We start from the raw sequence: 16,449 nt of genomic DNA on the forward strand, positions 1-16,449 counted from the left end.
AAAGGTCTTCATAAGGGTGATGAAGACCAAATGCAAGCGGAAGATCAGCAGGAGAGGACTTCATAAGGGTGATGAAGACCCAATTCAAGCGGAAGACCAGAAGGAAAGGTCTTCATAAGGGTGATGAAGACCCAATTCAAGCGGAAGACCAGAAGGAAAGGACTTCATAAGGGCGATGAAGACCCAATGCAAGCGGAAGATCAGCAGGAGAAGTCTTCATAAGGGTGATGAAGGCCCAATTTAAGCGGAAGATCAGAAGGAAAGGTCTTCATAAGGGTGATGAAGACCAAATGCAAGCGGAAGATCAGCAGGAGAGGACTTCATAAGGGTGATGAAGACCCAATTCAAGCGGAAGATCAGCAGGAGAGGTCTTCATAAGGGTGATGAAGACCCAATTCAAGCGGAAGATCAGCAGGAGAGGTCTTCATAAGGGTGATGAAGGCCCAGTTCAAGCGGAAGATCAGAAGGAAAGGTCTTCATGTGGGTGAAGAAGATTGAAATCATGAAATGGTAAAAAAAGAAGGGCTCGGTAAGAAGGAAAAGACCAAAATGAACTGTAAGGAGGAAGAGGAAGTCTTTTCTATAAAAGGTAAAGGCCGAAACAAGCTGAAAGAAAAGAATAGTTGCCATTGTAAAGGATCTTGTGGGGATAAACAGTTAAAAAATCGTAATAAGAGGTGGATGGAATGAAAATGAAAAACCGTATGAGGAAAAAGCTGATGGTTATGAGTGCTGCGGCAGTGATGGGAGTATCGCTTTTTGCTTCCAGTCCGTTAGCAATGGCTTCGGCAGGAGAGAATAATAAGAAAGAAAAAAAGCCACGATTTGAATTTGGTTTAATTGCAGATGCTCAATACTGTGATTGTGAGCCTGCTGGAACTAGGTACTACAGAGAATCCTTAGACAAGCTTTCCGCCGCTGCCCAAACTCTTAACCAGCATAACCTTGCTTTTACGGTTCAGCTTGGGGATATCATTGACAGGGATGTTGAAAGCTTTTCGGAAATAATCCCCGTATATAACCAAGTCGAAGGAAAGAAATACAGTGTGCTTGGCAATCATGATTTTCCCGTTCCAACTGACAAGGTGATTGATATCCTGGAAATGCCAAAACAGTATTATGATTTTAGCCATAAGGGATTTCGGTTTGTTGTCCTCGATACAAATGATTTAAGCCTTTATGCTAATCCAGAGGGTTCAGAAAAATATAATCAAGCCTTATCTCTATATGAACAATTAAAAGCAAGCGGAGCTGAGAATGCCCAAACCTGGAATGGAGGTTTAAGTCAGAATCAAATAACTTGGCTTGAAGGTGTATTGAAGGACGCCGAAGCCAACGAAGAAAAAGTCATCGTATTTGGCCACATGCCAATCTATCCTAAAAATAACCATAATGTATGGAATGACGAATATTTGATTAAAGTCATGGAGTCTGCAGGGAATGTTGTGGCCTATTTTAATGGACATAACCATGTAGGAAATTATGCCCGGAAAAACGGAATTTATTATGTAAACTTTCAAGGAATGGTTGAAACAGAAGAAAGTAATGCTTATTCTGTGATCAAAATATTTAAGGACCGAATTGAAATTGACGGTTTCGGACGAGAGCCAGATCGAGTACTGGATTTGAAAAAGATTAAAGAGCATAAATAATGATTCATTTTTGGAAAGCAAGAGACAAAGTTCCCTTGCTTTTTTTTGTTTCTACAGGGATTTGGTTACTGTGTTTCCAGAGGCTGACCTTATTATGGATATACTTTAAATATCCTTGTATCATTCTTTTATTATAAATAACTATTGCCTCCTAAGTATGAATGGTGTTAATCTATTTTAGCTGCCTTGGTAGCAACTAACTTTTTTAAAAAAAGAGTATTGACGTTAGTGATTCACTGTTGTAATATGTAAAAGTTGCTTCCGAAATAACTTAACTCATTACAATATCGATAAAAAGTTGTTGACATTGTAAAAGTAACGTGGTAAGATAATAAACGTCGCTTCTGAGTGGTGAACGAGAAGATCGAAAAAAAGCGACATTTAATTCGTGTTTCTTCTATTAATATAATCTCTTAATATAGCAACTTAAATTGGAGGATTAGCTCAGCTGGGAGAGCATCTGCCTTACAAGCAGAGGGTCGGCGGTTCGATCCCGTCATCCTCCACCATATATACGCCGGTTTAGCTCAATTGGTAGAGCAACTGACTTGTAATCAGTAGGTTGGGGGTTCAAGTCCTCTAGCCGGCACCACTTTTTCAGTTTGAGCCATTAGCTCAGTCGGTAGAGCAGATTGCTCACATCTTTGAAATACTTCTTAGGCAATCTGCGAGAAAGACCGTAAGGTATTTCGAGCATCGCAGGTGCGATACAACTATTTTAGTCAATATAAACAATTTGTTAATTAGGAGCCATTAGCTCAGTCGGTAGAGCATCTGACTTTTAATCAGAGGGTCGAAGGTTCGAGTCCTTCATGGCTCACCATTTTCATACGCGGGTGTGGCGGAATTGGCAGACGCACCAGACTTAGGATCTGGCGCCGCAAGGCGTGGGGGTTCGACTCCCTTCACCCGCACCATTTTTACTTCATTTATATGCGCCCGTAGCTCAATTGGATAGAGCGTCTGACTACGGATCAGAAGGTTATGGGTTCGACTCCTTTCGGGCGCGCCATATTACGGGAAGTAGCTCAGCTTGGTAGAGCACTTGGTTTGGGACCAAGGGGTCGCAGGTTCGAATCCTGTCTTCCCGACCATGCTTGCCACTTTTATGAACATGGGGCCTTAGCTCAGTTGGGAGAGCGCCTGCTTTGCACGCAGGAGGTCAGCGGTTCGATCCCGCTAGGCTCCATTTATTTTATAAATTATGTTTTTCGCTAAATAGCTTGATATAGAGTTGGGACCCTTAGCTCAGCTGGTTAGAGCAGACGGCTCATAACCGTCCGGTCGTAGGTTCGAGTCCTACAGGGTCCATTTTATGGGGGAATACCCAAGTCTGGCTGAAGGGATCGGTCTTGAAAACCGACAGGCGGGTCAAACCGCGCGGGGGTTCGAATCCCTCTTCCTCCGCCATAATTACCTTTAAGGTATGGATATGGCTTTATATAAATACTATTATCGCGGGGTGGAGCAACGAGCAACACTTCACCGAATGATCTGCGAGTTGTACCGATCGAGCTGCTTCTTGATTTAGCATCCTGAGATCGGGACAGTCCATGCCAAACATTGGGCATAAACAGTACAATGTAAATATTATTATCGCGGGGTGGAGCAGTCCGGTAGCTCGTCGGGCTCATAACCCGAAGGTCGCAGGTTCAAATCCTGCCCCCGCAATCTGGTCCGGTAGTTCAGTTGGTTAGAATGCCTGCCTGTCACGCAGGAGGTCGCGGGTTCGAGTCCCGTCCGGACCGCCATTCTTTAAATTTCTAGTTTACTAGTTCGGTTGGCGCCAGCTTTTAAATAGATCTTTTTTGGAGGGGTAGCGAAGTGGCTAAACGCGGCGGACTGTAAATCCGCTCCCTCAGGGTTCGGCGGTTCGAATCCGTCCCCCTCCACCAGTTATTATTTCCAGCTAATGTTTTTTATGTTTTATATGCAAATGGATGCTGGCTCGATTGCCATCCTGCAATGGCGGCATAGCCAAGTGGTAAGGCAAAGGTCTGCAAAACCTTCATTCACCGGTTCAAATCCGGTTGCCGCCTCCATTATTCTTTTGCCGGTGTGGCGGAATTGGCAGACGCGCACGACTCAAAATCGTGTTCCGCAAGGAGTGTCGGTTCGACCCCGACCACCGGTATTTCGTAACAGGGTAACCTGTTTTTATATAGATTTGCGGGTGTAGTTTAGTGGTAAAACCTCAGCCTTCCAAGCTGATGATGTGAGTTCGATTCTCATCACCCGCTCCAAAAACGAAATGCAAAGGCGACTGATTAGCTTTGAAAAACGGAAAGCCAGGAGCCGAAGCAAGACAATATGGGCCTATAGCTCAGCTGGTTAGAGCGCACGCCTGATAAGCGTGAGGTCGATGGTTCGAGTCCATTTAGGCCCACTACTAACGGAAAAACCTAATCCATCTGGATTAGGTTTTTTGTTCGATAATATTGGTGTATCCCCTGGAGTTTTAGGAAGAGGCCTGCAATGCGTGGTTATTCCAAGGTGATATTAAATAGTGCGCAATCTATTTTGGTTTACATCTGATTTTGTATATTTAAACGACCAAATGTGTGCATTTGCTGCATAGTGGCTACTTATCTTTACTATGGGTTAGGAAATTCACTCTCAGGCTGCATGGTTGCCGTCTAGTTCCGTTACAGAGCGAATTGGGTAGAGGTCCTTTTGAATAGGTGAATTCAATTAAAAATAATTGCTAAACTTTTGGATGCAATCGAATATATTCCTAAAAAACAAAATGGGGAATTTTGTTATGGGGGGACTAATTTTTAATATTAGCATAACTAATATATTGATTTTATTATATATAAATATTTAAATTATCTTAAATAAAAATTTCACATATCTTATTTATACAAATAGCCAAAGGATTTTAGTTCTTCTGCCCCTGATAAAATGCGTGCAACATTTGTCTTTCGCCATACCCTTAAGCAGCCGACATTTGTTTAATACCTGGAAGTTATGGAAGATAGTTTTTCTACGTCAGATTCAGATCCTTCGAACTGCCATATGAGAACCCCAGGAGTAAATCATTAAAATGAAGGAGTTTAAAGAGAGTCTTTCACAAACTTACTTTTTGAAAGCCTCAGTTAAACTCCCTTCTCTCAATGCGCTGGAAAGCAGTCGGGGGTGGACCATCTTCGAGTCGCTGGCGAATCAATTTAGCACACTCATCGGGAGTGAGCACTGATGTATCGACCTCCAAGTCATAGATACCAGGTATGTGGACTAGCTGCTGCCATAAACTGATTGGCTTTGGGATTAATCCTTCAGCGGTGTGTCCAGGATACCCAGTTTTAAGCCTGCGTTCCATGACAATTTCGATTGGACAACGGACGCCAACAAACCAAACAGGAAGTCCATTTAGGATCCGAGTACAATTTGAAAGAATGTCTAAATTGGTGGAATAACCTTCATGGTGACCAACATCTACTACGACATTTAGCCCTAATCGACTATATATAGCAATCGTTTCATACATAGCACGGTACATAACAATAACGAGAGGTTCAAGGTCAGGGCGTTCACCACCAGGTCGCAAACCTATCCCAGGCTGATATTTTTCGGGGGTCATCTGCATGAACCGATCGACCCCTAAATTCATCCACACACCTTCGAACATATTCTGAATGACAGCTGCAATGCTGGATTTTCCAGATCTCGGAGTTCCGTTCAGGATTATAATCTTTCCAGGTTTGTCAACCTTTAACATGGAGTTCTCTCCTTTAAAATTTCGATTTTACGCTATTAAAGAAATATGCTCTTTGAATTCTTGCAATCTGTTGTTGTTATGTATGTTTTGGATAAAATTTATCAATTAAGAGCTTTATTTTACTTAACTTTTTAGAACAGATAGCGCTCCTTTTGTCGGGTACGCTTTATTCATTTCTATAACCAACCAAAAACGATACATTACAAAGTATATCCCGGTTTCAAGAAAAAATTAATGATCCAAAACTTCCAAAACCCAATTTTTAATTTTCAGTGCAACCTCGTTTACATTACTATTTGATGTATGGACGATAGGCATAGGAGGAGAATAGGCCTTTTCTGCATTTTCAAGCAGCCATTTTGCAAAATGTTTATGTTCCTCAATAAGTTCCTGTGACCAACCTCTTTTAGATAACCGTTTTTCACGAGTTTCATCATCACAATGAAGGTTTAGATAATAAATATGATTAAAATCTTGATAATTATCGCATTTTTCCACATCCCAAGGCATCATCGTTCCACACAGAACCGTCATTCGGTGGCTTTTAGCGATACTGCTAGCAATTTTTAACCAGACATTTTTAAGTTTTTGCCAATCACCAATATCTTCCGAAATAACATCGATATCAAATACATCAAAATTATCCAACATCTCACGAAGGTATGGAACCACTGTACTTTTACCTGTACCACTCGCACCAGTAACAATAAATAAAGGTGATTTACTATTTTCCAACAGAATTGCCAACTCCTTAAACTGATTTATGCTTCTTCATACACCCTCTATCCGGTTCAATAAGCTGCAAAGTGCACAAAGGACTCTCAATTTTCAATTGAGAGTCCCCTTAAGTCGTATAAGGCCGTTAACCTTAAGTCGTAGCTATAAACTGGTTTTTATTCTCATAGGCAGGCAGCCATTCTCCATGGGCCTCTATTAAATCGTCGCATAATGAGACAATATCATCTAATGATAACTCTGAAGCTGTATGGGGATCGAGCATAGCTGCTTGGTAAATGTACTCTTTTTTCCTTGTTACAGCAGCTTCAATGGTCAGCAATTGTGTATTAATATTAGTTCGATTCAAAGCGGCAAGCTGCTCAGGCAATTCTCCTATATAACAAGGGATAATGCCGCTTCGGTCCGCAATACACGGAACCTCTACAACAGCCTTTCGAGGGAGATTGCTAATCAGTCCGCCCGTGTTCAATACATTGCCTCCGAACTTAAATGCAATATTAGTTTCCATCGCTTCAATAATTCTTGAACCATATTCAGATGAACGTACGTGTGAAAGATTTGAGTCATTGGTAAGAGATTCCCGCATTTCTTCCCAGCCTTTAATTTGATTTTCACAACGCCTTGGGTATTCATCAAGCGGTATATTGAACTTTTCAATTAGTTCTGGGTAATTATTTTTAATAAAGTAAGGATGGTATTCAGCATTGTGTTCAGAAGATTCGGTTACATAATAGCCGAATTTATCCATCAGTTCAAAACGCACCATATCATGATGTTTAGACTTTTGCTTTTCTAATGCACGCTGTTTAATTTCAGGGTATAGATCCTTCCCATTTTTTTTCACTTCCAACAGCCAAGCCATATGGTTAATTCCAGCTATTTTTTCTTCCACGCCTTCAGGATCCATCTCTAATGTCTTAAACAAGTCTCTTGTACAAACCTGGACACTGTGACATAATCCTACTGTTTTTACATTTGTGTATCGAAGCATGGCCCCTGTTAAGGAAGCCATCGGATTCGTATAGTTTAATAACCAAGCGTCAGGGCATACCTCTTCAATATCCTTCGCAAAGTCGAACAGTACCGGGATTGTACGTAACGCTCTAAAAATGCCTCCTATCCCAATCGTATCCGCAATTGTCTGACGAAGGCCATATTTTTTAGGAATTTCGAAATCAATTACGGTGCTTGGCCTATAGCCGCCCACTTGAATTGCATTGATTACATATTTAGCTCCGGTTAATGCTTCTCTCCGGTTTAAATAAGCTTTAATGCTAATGGATTTATTGTAACGATTCCTTAGATTCGTCAGCATAGCCTCTGATTCTCTTAACCGCTTTTCATCAATATCATATAAAGCAAATTCAAAGCCATCAAGAGCCGGAACCATCATGCAATCTCCCAAAACGTTTTTTGCAAAAACAGTGCTGCCTGCCCCGATAAATGTAATTTTCTCCATATTTTAATCCTCCGTTAATTAAAGTTTATATTTCCAAAAATTCTCCATCATATTGTTCTTTGACCGATTCCACCCCCTTAAGCCGCTCTACTTTCCGAAAGCTACGATTGCAAAGGGAAAATACTCCATAAGTACTGATGCTAAAAATGATCACACCAGTAATGGGCAAGGCCATTGCAAGGATGGCTGTTCCAACAAGAATTACCAGACCCAAAAGGGTGCTCGGAAAATGAATAATTGAAAGGAAGATCGAATTTTTAATAACTGTACGCCAATTCGCTTTGTAATGAACCATTACAGAAAACAAAAAGACGGTTGAAAAGGAGTATAGAATTCCAAAAAAGAATAGAATCGGCAGCAAAATAGTACGGATTGAACCGAAATGGTTCATAAACCTATAGTCAAAATATAAGAAAAAACCAATAAGCAGCCATATCATCCCTAACAGAAAACTTTGCTTAAAATTTTCCTTGAAAAAACGGAAAAACGGTCTAATCACACTGGAATCTTTATACAAAACCAATTGCCTAATAACGGCAAACATTGCGGCTGTTGCTGGAAAAATCGTAACTATAGGCAAACACATCAAAAGCCAAAGTAAATTGATCAGTAGAAGATTCGAAGCAGTCTCGAATGCGGAATATCCCTTGCTGTTCATAAAGTTCATATACTCACCACTAGTATTTTAATTTTCTTATTTAATTCCTGTAATCGTGACACCCTCAATAATCTGCTTTTGAGCAAAGATATAAATGATCAATACTGGAATAACCGAAATGGTGGTTCCTGCCATCATAAGCGCCCAGTCAGCCACATACAGTCCTTTGAATGTATTTAGCAGTAATGGTACGGTAAATTGCTGAGGTGTATTTAAGAAGATTAAGGCATCCAGAAAGTTATTCCATGAACCTAAGAAGACAAAAATTCCAACTGCCGCAAGAGAAGGACGTATAAGCGGCAAAATAATGCTCCAATAGATTTTAAAATAGCCAGCACCGTCAATAATTGCTGCCTCTTCCAATTCTTTTGGAATCCCCATGATAAATTGCCTTAATAAAAATACTGCAAATGCGTTAAATAAAGCACCCGGCACAATCAGAGACAGGTGGGAATCCAACCATCCGATTTTCCCCATAATGATATATAAAGGAATCATCGTTACTTGCTTCGGAACCATCATAGTAGCTAAGAAAAGTACGAACAAAAAGTTTGCGCCTTTGAACTCAATTTTCGCAAAGGCATAGGCGGCCATAGAGGCTGTCAGTAATGTAGCCAATACAACCACAGCTGTAATATAGAAGCTGTTCCAGTATGCTAAACCGAATGGCATCGCAGTCAAAGAATCGATATAATTCGACCACTTAATTGGATTTGGGAGCCAAGCCGGCGGCACCAGAAAGATTTGTGAAATATCTTTTAAGGAACTGCTTACTGTCCATAGGAATGGAAAAACCATTATGATGGCGCCAATCGTTAAAATAATATGAATAAGGATTTGTGACGGTTTAACCCTTTTTTTCACCTTTGTCTCAATAACTGGTATGGCGTTCTTTTCGACAGCTGCAACAACATTATTCGCCATAATGAACCCACCTTTTCGACATTTTGAATTGAATAAGTGTGAAGAACAAGATAATCACAAACAAAATCATGGCAGTAGCAGAGCTTTCTCCCATTTTGAAGTCAATAAACCCTTGTTGATAGATATGATAAACGAGTGTGTAGCTCGCTTTCGCTGGGCCACCGTTTGTCATAACAAAGGCCTGATCAAATACTTGGAAGGAGCCGATGATTGCCATGATGGCAATAAAAAACGTCGTTGGTGAAAGCAAGGGCAGGGTAATGTGCCAAAACTTCTGAAAAGTGTTCGCACCGTCTATTTCGGCAGCTTCATAATAACTTCTTGAAATTCCTTGCAATCCCGCAAGAAAGATAACCATGTTATTACCAAGTCCCCACCAAATACTGAGGATCGCTATAGCTGGAATAACCCAATTTGTATCCGTCAGCCACTTTGGTCCTTCAATCCCGATGTGAGAAAGCAAGAGATTCAAAATTCCAAAGTCACCGTTTAAAATCCACATCCAAATGACTCCGATAGAAACAGAGCTTGTAACAACAGGCATGAAATAAAACACGCGATATATCTCTTTTCCTTTCACATTGTTTAAGGCCACTGCAAGGAGCAGAGAAATGACAATTCCAACGGGAATAACTAATATCATGTAATACACGGTATTTTTCATGGCCATCCAAAAATCAGGATTATGAAACTGCTTTGAAAAATTGGCGAAACCTACAAAGGTTTTCGCACCAAAACCATCCCATTTCATGAAACTTAACACAAGTGCGTAAGCAACTGGGAATAATGAGAAAGCAAGCAGGCCAATTAATTGCGGTGTAATAAACAAATATCCTGCCAACGTCCTTTGACGCTTGTGCATGGAACTCACCCTCCACTTCAATTTATGAAAATCAGACCGCTAGCAGCCCAAAGCTTCCATATTAAGCATCTGTCATTTATCGATTTGAACAGAGAAAGGGGAGGGAAGGGATAGAACGTGATCATTCCCTGCCTCTTACTCTCGAAAAATTAGTTTTCTGCTTTATATTCGCTTGTCAACTGCTTGGTTTTCTCGGTAATATTCTTGATTGTCTTATCTACACCTTGTTTACCTAAAAGCAATAAGTCGTATTGATCTTCTACTTCTTTATTCAATCCAGGAATTTGCCCCTTGAACATAATAGGTGAACCGTTAACAAAGCCTCTTTCACGGCCATCCATTAAATATTGTGAATGCTCGACTGTTTTATCGCTTGTTACGATCTCGTCAATACCGCTAACTGATGGTATCGCGTTACCATTTCCCTCTAATCGGGCCTTTTGTCCTTCTTTGGAAACATAGTAGGTTGCGAAATTCATAGCTTCTTCTACATGTTTAGACTTTTTATTTGCGGCAATAAAAGCTACACCAATTTGAACGGGTTCCATTTTGTTACCAGTGTTAGATGGCCAGTAAATGTAATCGAAATCAAGATTTTTATTTTCACTGAACATTGGAGTTAACCAGCGGCCAGCGGCTACCATACCTACTTGGTTGGACATAAACATGGCATCTAGACCTTGCCCCTTAGGAAGGGAACCAGCATACATAATTTGTCCTTTTTTTGTTAAGTCACTGATAAATTTGATAGCCTCATGTGCTTTTTCATTCTTATCTAAAACATAATTACCTTGTTCATCATAGGCACGTCCGCCGTTTGACCAAATCCAAGTATCCATCAGCCATTTTTCAGCAATAAAGCCTTTTTTACCACCATCTTTTAACTTCTTCGTAACTTCATCAAAAGCTTTCCAATTCCATTGACCTTCGTCAAAATATTCTTGAGGCGATTTAATTCCTAAATCCTTGAACATCTTTTTGTTGTAGTAAAGTAACAACGGGTTACTGTCTACCGGTATACCATAATATTTATCACCCTGCTTGGCTGCTCCCCATAACCCGTCAGCATATTCATCTGGCTTAGCGTAACTTTCTTCTGTCTGCATATATTCACCTAGCTCTGAAACAGAACCGTTTTGCGCAAGCTTTGCCATTGTGGCGTCACCTACATAAAATACGTCTGGAGCATCTCCACCTTGCAGCTGCGTCAATATTTTTTGCTCATAACCGTCGCTGGGCACTGGAATTAATTTGATTTTTACGTTTGGATGCTCTTTTGTGTAGGCATCAATTCCTTTTTGATATACCTTCAGCTCTGCTGGATTTCCCCAAGCAGACATCGTAAGGTTTACGGTCTTACCAGAACCGCCGCCTTCTGAGGATGCTTTTTCCCCGCTTCCGCTGCACCCGGAAAGGGCTAGCATGCCGGCAAAAAATACTGGAACAATTTTAAGGAGAACATTTGATTTTCTTTTCATATCTATACCTCCTAATTATTACTTGGAAATGAAAACACTAAAAAACAATAGATACGATGCCTTGGATACCTCTATGTATCCCTTCTTGTTTTTTTTTGATTCCAATTTAGCAATCCGGGATAAGTATGTTGCCATTACCAACGATCTCCAAAGTTAAATCCAAAATTTGGAACTTCTTGTAAAACAGCCCAAGACTTTGAATGCGCTTTCATATTTGGAAGCATTCTCTCCAAAATGAAGCTACATTTATAACGTTGTTAGTAGAATGAGACTACTATATAATAATAGAGACTCATTTACTTAGTCCTTGAGTCCTGGTTTAGTATCCCTATCACATGTGATGGCCGTCACAATAGGGATATTAAGCCTTATAAAAGCTACTCTCACTTCTCTGATAATCACCTCCTTAAAATGGTACTGCTCTTTATTTATTGGTCCCACAGCTTTGTCTAATCACTAATTCTGTAGGAACCGTTACTTTCAACGGAAGTTCCCTGCCGTTTATTCGATCTAATAATAATTTTACCCCAGTTTGTCCCATCTCTTTTGTATGGACCTTTACTGTTGTTAAAGGCGTACTGCAAAATTCCGCCATTTCAATATCATCAAAGCTGACAATAGCTATATCGGACGGAACGGAAACTTTTAATTCCTGAAGGGCCCGTAAAGCTCCAATTGCCATAGGATCACTCGCAATAAAGAATGCTTCAGGAACATTTTTCTGTTTGACAGCTTTCTTCATCAGTTCATATCCTTGCGTCATCGTATATTCACCAATGAAAACATAGGAAGGTTGATAGAATCCAACTGATTTCATCACTTTTTCATAGGTCGTAAAGCGTAGATCTTCACCGATGATCGTTTTCTCTTTTAGATGCTCTCTTTCGACACCGCCAATATAACCGATCCGTTTATAACCAGCTTTTAACAAATGCTGTAAGGCTCTTTCTGTTGCTTTTTGAAAATCGACGACAACGGAATCATAAATATCATCATCAGGAGAATGATTGATATAAACGATGTTTTTACTATGACAGCTTACTTTTTTTATGGCCTCCTCATTGATTCTTCCAACAATAATCATTCCATCTAGTTCCCGAACTTTCTGATAATCGACCTTATCATGTAAACGGATCATAGTTGTTGTACTAATCCCTTGCTTTATGAGCTCTTCCTCAATCCCCTGACGTATCGATAAAAAATAGGGATCACTCAATTCCTCTTCATATGAAAGACAAAGGATAATACCTGTCGCAGGATACTTTTTACTTATTACCATTTGTTGCTGATTACGGCGTTCTTGAATCGTCTTATATCCCAGTTCTTTAGAGGCTTGATAGATTCGCTGACGCGTTTGGTCCTGAACAGTGATTGATTCATCGCCATTTAACACCCTTGAAACGGTTGCAGCGGAGACCTTTGATAATTTTGCTATATCCTTTATGGTAGCCATCTCTTATACCTTTCTAGTAAATAATTTACTAAAAAAATGACAATTCTATTAAACATTTACTTGTATATTTTTAGGATATCAGGAAATGGAAGGGCTTTCAAGAAAATTTTGAATTTTTTGTAACTTTTTTAAAAATAGGAGAATTGAGCAAAAATCACTAAATTAACACTCAGTAGAGGGATACTGACCACATGTCCATCGAGTACCAGGATCAGAGTTATTTCACTAAAGTCTTCAAAAAATTTGCTGGTGTTACACCAAAACAATATAAAAACAGCTGAAAAGTACCTAAAAATCTCACACTATTACATTTTAGCGGACCGGACCAAGCTATATATACGGCAGGCAGTATTTCTTTTTCTTCACCATCAAATTCAACAAACAAGGGGTGTAACAACGTATTAAGAGATCTAATGAAAAAAGGCTCCTGAAATCAGAGCGTCTTTTTTTAGGATTAACTAGACATTAGAAAAACATAAAGGACATTCGTTAAATGAACCAAAAAAATCGAATCAATCTTAAAATGATTAGTATACTGGCCTCCGGGAGTTCATGTTGATGAACCAGTATTTAGCCCTGAAGTTTAAAAGGAAACTAACATACTGACTGCTATTCTGATCTAGCAGTCAGTTTTTTTACGTTGTATTTAGCAATTAGGAAGATAGTAATAAAATAATTTGGTGAGAGCATGTTAACAGATTGTTTAATAATAGATAAAGATTTGCAATATCTTAAAATTTTAAACAAAAATATTAAATTCTTTAATGTAAGTATGAAACCGTTTTCATTATAATGAAACCAAGAAAGGAGGAAATCATTGGGATATTTCAAGTGGAGTTACTGAAACGTCGATCGAAAGCAACACGGTTAAAAAAAAGAAAATGTCCAAGGGTGATAGGGGAATATTGGCCTTGGTGTGGAACGGAGTAAGGAGAGGAGGATTAAAAATGTTTTCTTCAAAAGGAAAGAAAGGAATCAGTATCGTTTTGGTGATGATGTTAACGTTTGCATCATTCATCTCCGTGCCGATTTTAGCTAATGATTCGCCGGCGTCGGCGGCTTTTAATGAAGTAGTTGCCAAAGAAGCCGGGACCTGGTTTGAGTCCGCTTTTGCGACTTGGACAGGAAGCACCGACGCAGACTATAAAGTTTATGTCCGGGGGAAAAACATCCTCGATTGGCGCGATAACAGCCTGATCAAAGACTTCTTAACAGAATGGACTTTAGTTAATGACGAGGACAACGAACTGCTGGTTCGTGTAGTAGACGAAGCCCGCGGTACTTGGCGCGTTGATATTCCGGGCCTGCCTAAAGGGGAATATGAAATTCAGATACGGGACAGAGAAGGAAAAGTCCTTGAAACGTTTTCCAATTTGCAAACACGCTCATTCCCACGTAACGGAGCTGCGTTTGTTCCTTCTAATGGAAATGAATTTGCAGGAAATCACAAATTTGCTTTAGATGGAGCTGTAGGTGGTTACCTGCCAGATGGACGCGTAAATCCTGAGGCACAAATCATCTATGTCACCGAAAAAAATAAAGAAACTACTTTCTGGGGAAATGCAGTATTTCAAACAGAAAGAGGAAGTACTCCAAATGAACGTACGCCGTTAATCGTTCGTTTCGTAGGAACTGTAACCGGCGGTGACCGCTTAGTCGGTGCCGGCAATGGAAATATCACTTTTGAGGGTATAGGTCCGGATGCATTGCTTTATGGGTGGGGGATTCGTACTGGAGGCGCCCACAATATTGTTATCCGCAACCTGAACTTCGATTATTGGCCAAATGACGCCATTGAACTTAATGGTCAAAACACGACCACAAGAGGTTCAAATTATTGGGTGCATAACAACAGCTTTGGTTATGGTCAAAACCTCCACCTTGCCAATGCGGCCGATCCGGATCAAGCTAAAGGCGACGGCGCAGTTGATGTTACCAACCATGCAAGAAACTACACCATTGCCTACAACCACTTCAACGGCAGCAGTAAAGTGATGCTGATTGGAGGCGGTACCGGCTCAATCAGCGCGCACTATGGAACCATCCATCATAACTGGTTCGAGGGTTCTGAAGAAAGAACACCACGGGTGCGCAACGGACGTATTCACGTCTTCAACAACCTCTTCGAAGATGTTCAAGGGCATCCATATCATGATACTCTCTTGGAACGTAACAATGGTTATGGAATCGGTGCTGCCCATAATGCCAACGTTTGGGCGGAAGGTAATATTTTCGACAATGTCAACTTCCCATTCCTGAGAAGCCGTCAAGGACACGCAAGAGGCTACCAATCCAATGATTTCGGATCTGACTTGCCATCAGGAACTCCAAATGCCGGATATAATCACTTCTTCGGTGATGCCCCAGGATTTATCGTGTCCTATGAAGCAGTGACTGAAGGGGATTTTCCTGAAACTTTAGAAGGTTTTAGAACCCTAGCGGATGTCATGAGTGGCATTACCCAAAAAGACCTGGATGCCCTCAGAGAAGCTGCCTTGAACCTTCAACCGAATGTTATTGACGAAAGCTCTGCAAAAAACTTTAATGTAAAAGAAGATGTGGGAATCGTTGTTGCCAATGATTCGATCACTTCTAATCCAAATATGTCAACAAGTCCGGCTGCGCAATTGGATTGGAAATTCAGGCCTAGTGAAGAAGGTGTTTGGCCAACAGGCACAGCGGAAAAGTCCCAGGCTTTAAGAACGGAAATTGAAACATATTCCGGTGCCCAACATGCTGCGAAAGTACACGATGCGCCAACAACTCCTGTAATTTCAAGTGTTGTCATTAATAATGAAGTACGTTCTGCAGTGGGAGATTTTATTGAGGCGCCAGGTAAAATCGTTGTTCATGAAAATACCTTCACCGTGAACTGGGTGAATACAGATGTATTGACAGAAAGCTATGAAATTCAATGGGATCAAGGTTCTAATGAGTGGACAACCCTTGCCACTGTTAAAGCCAATGCCCGTCCTGCAAGCTTCATTACCCAGGATATCGACCAGTTTGCCAATCTGAGAGCCATTCTTGCCGAAGCTGAAGAAGGTGGGGCTTATTCATTCAGAGTCCGTGCCCTCAACTCTGCCGGTTCGAGTGAATGGTCGGATGTTTATCTGGTAGGCGAGTTGACCGTGGTGGATGCTGCGCCTTCAGCAGTGATCAATAAACTGAACGGGAATCAAAATGAGCTGACTGTGACAGTAACAGAAACTTATCAAAATAGAAAGACTCATGAAATTTCTGATATCTTCACCATCAAAAACAATGCAGAAGGCACTTACACTGTCGGCGACTACAAAGTCTTCGTCAGCACAAAAGGAAACACACAAATCCGCGAAATCTCAATCGTCAATGAATAATTGATGCACAGACTCCGGAGGCACGTATCCGGAGGATTGAACACTTATAAAAGTTGAGAGAAGAGAAGTTGACGATGGTACGCGAAAAGATTGAAATAAGAAAATCAGCTGTAACTGTACCGCCACCGCCAATCCGCCCGCAGCC

At 40.6% G+C, this 16,449-nt stretch carries 12 protein-coding genes, 16 tRNA genes and 1 pseudogene; 20 read left to right on the top strand and 9 right to left on the bottom strand.

Features of this window, described 5'->3' with window-relative positions; translation table 11 throughout:
- Window positions 1–507: 507 nt before the first annotated feature.
- The 18 genes from EV146_RS27130 (at window position 508) to EV146_RS18500 (ending at window position 4,038) form a co-directional block, all read left to right on the top strand.
- Window positions 508–690 carry a hypothetical protein gene (locus tag EV146_RS27130; protein ID WP_158287132.1) on the top strand — a complete coding sequence of 61 codons (183 nt, stop codon included), beginning with the start codon at window positions 508–510 and terminating at the stop codon, window positions 688–690.
- Window positions 687–1,652, top strand: a complete 966-nt coding sequence (locus tag EV146_RS18420; RefSeq protein ID WP_132009281.1) for a metallophosphoesterase — start codon at window positions 687–689, stop codon at window positions 1,650–1,652. Before EV146_RS27130 ends, EV146_RS18420 begins: the two co-directional genes overlap by 4 nt.
- Window positions 1,653–2,085: 433 nt before the next feature.
- Window positions 2,086–2,161, top strand: a tRNA-Val gene (locus tag EV146_RS18425).
- Window positions 2,162–2,168: 7 nt separating this feature from the next.
- Window positions 2,169–2,244: transfer RNA gene (locus tag EV146_RS18430), tRNA-Thr, on the top strand.
- 155 nt (window positions 2,245–2,399) lie between these two features.
- Window positions 2,400–2,475, top strand: a tRNA-Lys gene (locus tag EV146_RS18435).
- Window positions 2,476–2,484: 9 nt separating this feature from the next.
- Window positions 2,485–2,569 (top strand) — tRNA-Leu (locus EV146_RS18440).
- Between the two features lie 18 nt (window positions 2,570–2,587).
- Window positions 2,588–2,664: transfer RNA gene (locus EV146_RS18445), tRNA-Arg, on the top strand.
- 5 nt (window positions 2,665–2,669) lie between these two features.
- Window positions 2,670–2,746: transfer RNA gene (locus EV146_RS18450), tRNA-Pro, on the top strand.
- Between the two features lie 22 nt (window positions 2,747–2,768).
- Window positions 2,769–2,841: transfer RNA gene (locus tag EV146_RS18455), tRNA-Ala, on the top strand.
- A 48-nt stretch (window positions 2,842–2,889) separates the two neighbouring features.
- A tRNA-Ile gene (locus tag EV146_RS18460) sits at window positions 2,890–2,963 on the top strand.
- A 6-nt stretch (window positions 2,964–2,969) separates the two neighbouring features.
- Window positions 2,970–3,062: transfer RNA gene (locus tag EV146_RS18465), tRNA-Ser, on the top strand.
- A gap of 187 nt (window positions 3,063–3,249) precedes the next feature.
- A tRNA-Met gene (locus EV146_RS18470) sits at window positions 3,250–3,323 on the top strand.
- A 3-nt stretch (window positions 3,324–3,326) separates the two neighbouring features.
- Window positions 3,327–3,403: transfer RNA gene (locus EV146_RS18475), tRNA-Asp, on the top strand.
- 59 nt (window positions 3,404–3,462) lie between these two features.
- Window positions 3,463–3,547: transfer RNA gene (locus EV146_RS18480), tRNA-Tyr, on the top strand.
- A gap of 72 nt (window positions 3,548–3,619) precedes the next feature.
- Window positions 3,620–3,694 (top strand) — tRNA-Cys (locus tag EV146_RS18485).
- A 10-nt stretch (window positions 3,695–3,704) separates the two neighbouring features.
- Window positions 3,705–3,786: transfer RNA gene (locus EV146_RS18490), tRNA-Leu, on the top strand.
- 35 nt (window positions 3,787–3,821) lie between these two features.
- Window positions 3,822–3,895: transfer RNA gene (locus EV146_RS18495), tRNA-Gly, on the top strand.
- Between the two features lie 69 nt (window positions 3,896–3,964).
- Window positions 3,965–4,038: transfer RNA gene (locus EV146_RS18500), tRNA-Ile, on the top strand.
- A gap of 708 nt (window positions 4,039–4,746) precedes the next feature.
- Here EV146_RS18500 and EV146_RS18505 read toward each other — a convergent pair.
- The 9 genes and pseudogenes from EV146_RS18505 to EV146_RS18540 all read right to left on the bottom strand — a co-directional run bounded on the left by EV146_RS18505 (window position 4,747) and on the right by EV146_RS18540 (window position 12,945).
- Complete coding sequence (locus EV146_RS18505) at window positions 4,747–5,373, bottom strand: chloramphenicol phosphotransferase CPT family protein (RefSeq protein ID WP_132009285.1); 627 nt, start codon at window positions 5,371–5,373, stop codon at window positions 4,747–4,749.
- Between the two features lie 231 nt (window positions 5,374–5,604).
- Window positions 5,605–6,120 carry an AAA family ATPase gene (locus EV146_RS18510; protein ID WP_241993956.1) on the bottom strand — a complete coding sequence of 172 codons (516 nt, stop codon included), beginning with the start codon at window positions 6,118–6,120 and terminating at the stop codon, window positions 5,605–5,607.
- Window positions 6,121–6,241: 121 nt separating this feature from the next.
- Window positions 6,242–7,570 (bottom strand): alpha-glucosidase/alpha-galactosidase, encoded by a 1,329-nt coding sequence (gene melA, locus EV146_RS18515; protein ID WP_132009288.1) that lies wholly within the window; start codon window positions 7,568–7,570, stop codon window positions 6,242–6,244.
- Between the two features lie 25 nt (window positions 7,571–7,595).
- Complete coding sequence (locus tag EV146_RS27925; protein ID WP_241993957.1) at window positions 7,596–7,961, bottom strand: YesL family protein; 366 nt, start codon at window positions 7,959–7,961, stop codon at window positions 7,596–7,598.
- A gap of 18 nt (window positions 7,962–7,979) precedes the next feature.
- Window positions 7,980–8,237, bottom strand: a pseudogene (locus EV146_RS28400) (YesL family protein); the annotation flags it as partial.
- Window positions 8,238–8,264: 27 nt separating this feature from the next.
- The gene (locus EV146_RS18525; RefSeq protein ID WP_132009294.1) at window positions 8,265–9,152 is read right to left on the bottom strand and encodes a carbohydrate ABC transporter permease; all 888 of its coding nucleotides are present in this window, start codon (window positions 9,150–9,152) and stop codon (window positions 8,265–8,267) included.
- A complete protein-coding gene (locus EV146_RS18530) occupies window positions 9,142–10,014 on the bottom strand; it encodes a carbohydrate ABC transporter permease (protein ID WP_132009297.1) in 873 nt (290 codons plus the stop codon). The genes EV146_RS18525 and EV146_RS18530 overlap by 11 nt, the downstream gene beginning before the upstream one ends.
- Window positions 10,015–10,163: 149 nt before the next feature.
- Complete coding sequence (locus EV146_RS18535; protein ID WP_132009300.1) at window positions 10,164–11,492, bottom strand: ABC transporter substrate-binding protein; 1,329 nt, start codon at window positions 11,490–11,492, stop codon at window positions 10,164–10,166.
- Between the two features lie 424 nt (window positions 11,493–11,916).
- Window positions 11,917–12,945 carry a LacI family DNA-binding transcriptional regulator gene (locus EV146_RS18540; protein ID WP_132009303.1) on the bottom strand — a complete coding sequence of 343 codons (1,029 nt, stop codon included), beginning with the start codon at window positions 12,943–12,945 and terminating at the stop codon, window positions 11,917–11,919.
- A gap of 191 nt (window positions 12,946–13,136) precedes the next feature.
- On the opposite strand from EV146_RS18540, the gene EV146_RS28405 reads away from it, so the two are divergent.
- Together EV146_RS28405 and EV146_RS18550 are read left to right on the top strand one after the other, a co-directional pair.
- Window positions 13,137–13,226, top strand: coding sequence for a helix-turn-helix domain-containing protein (locus tag EV146_RS28405; RefSeq protein WP_132009306.1), 90 nt, complete (start codon window positions 13,137–13,139; stop codon window positions 13,224–13,226).
- Window positions 13,227–13,892: 666 nt separating this feature from the next.
- Window positions 13,893–16,304, top strand: a complete 2,412-nt coding sequence (locus tag EV146_RS18550; RefSeq protein ID WP_158287133.1) for a pectate lyase family protein — start codon at window positions 13,893–13,895, stop codon at window positions 16,302–16,304.
- Window positions 16,305–16,449: the final 145 nt, after the last annotated feature.

It is taken from the genome of Mesobacillus foraminis (genome assembly GCF_004340465.1).
Classification (GTDB): Bacteria; Bacillota; Bacilli; order Bacillales; family Cytobacillaceae; genus Mesobacillus_B; species Mesobacillus_B foraminis.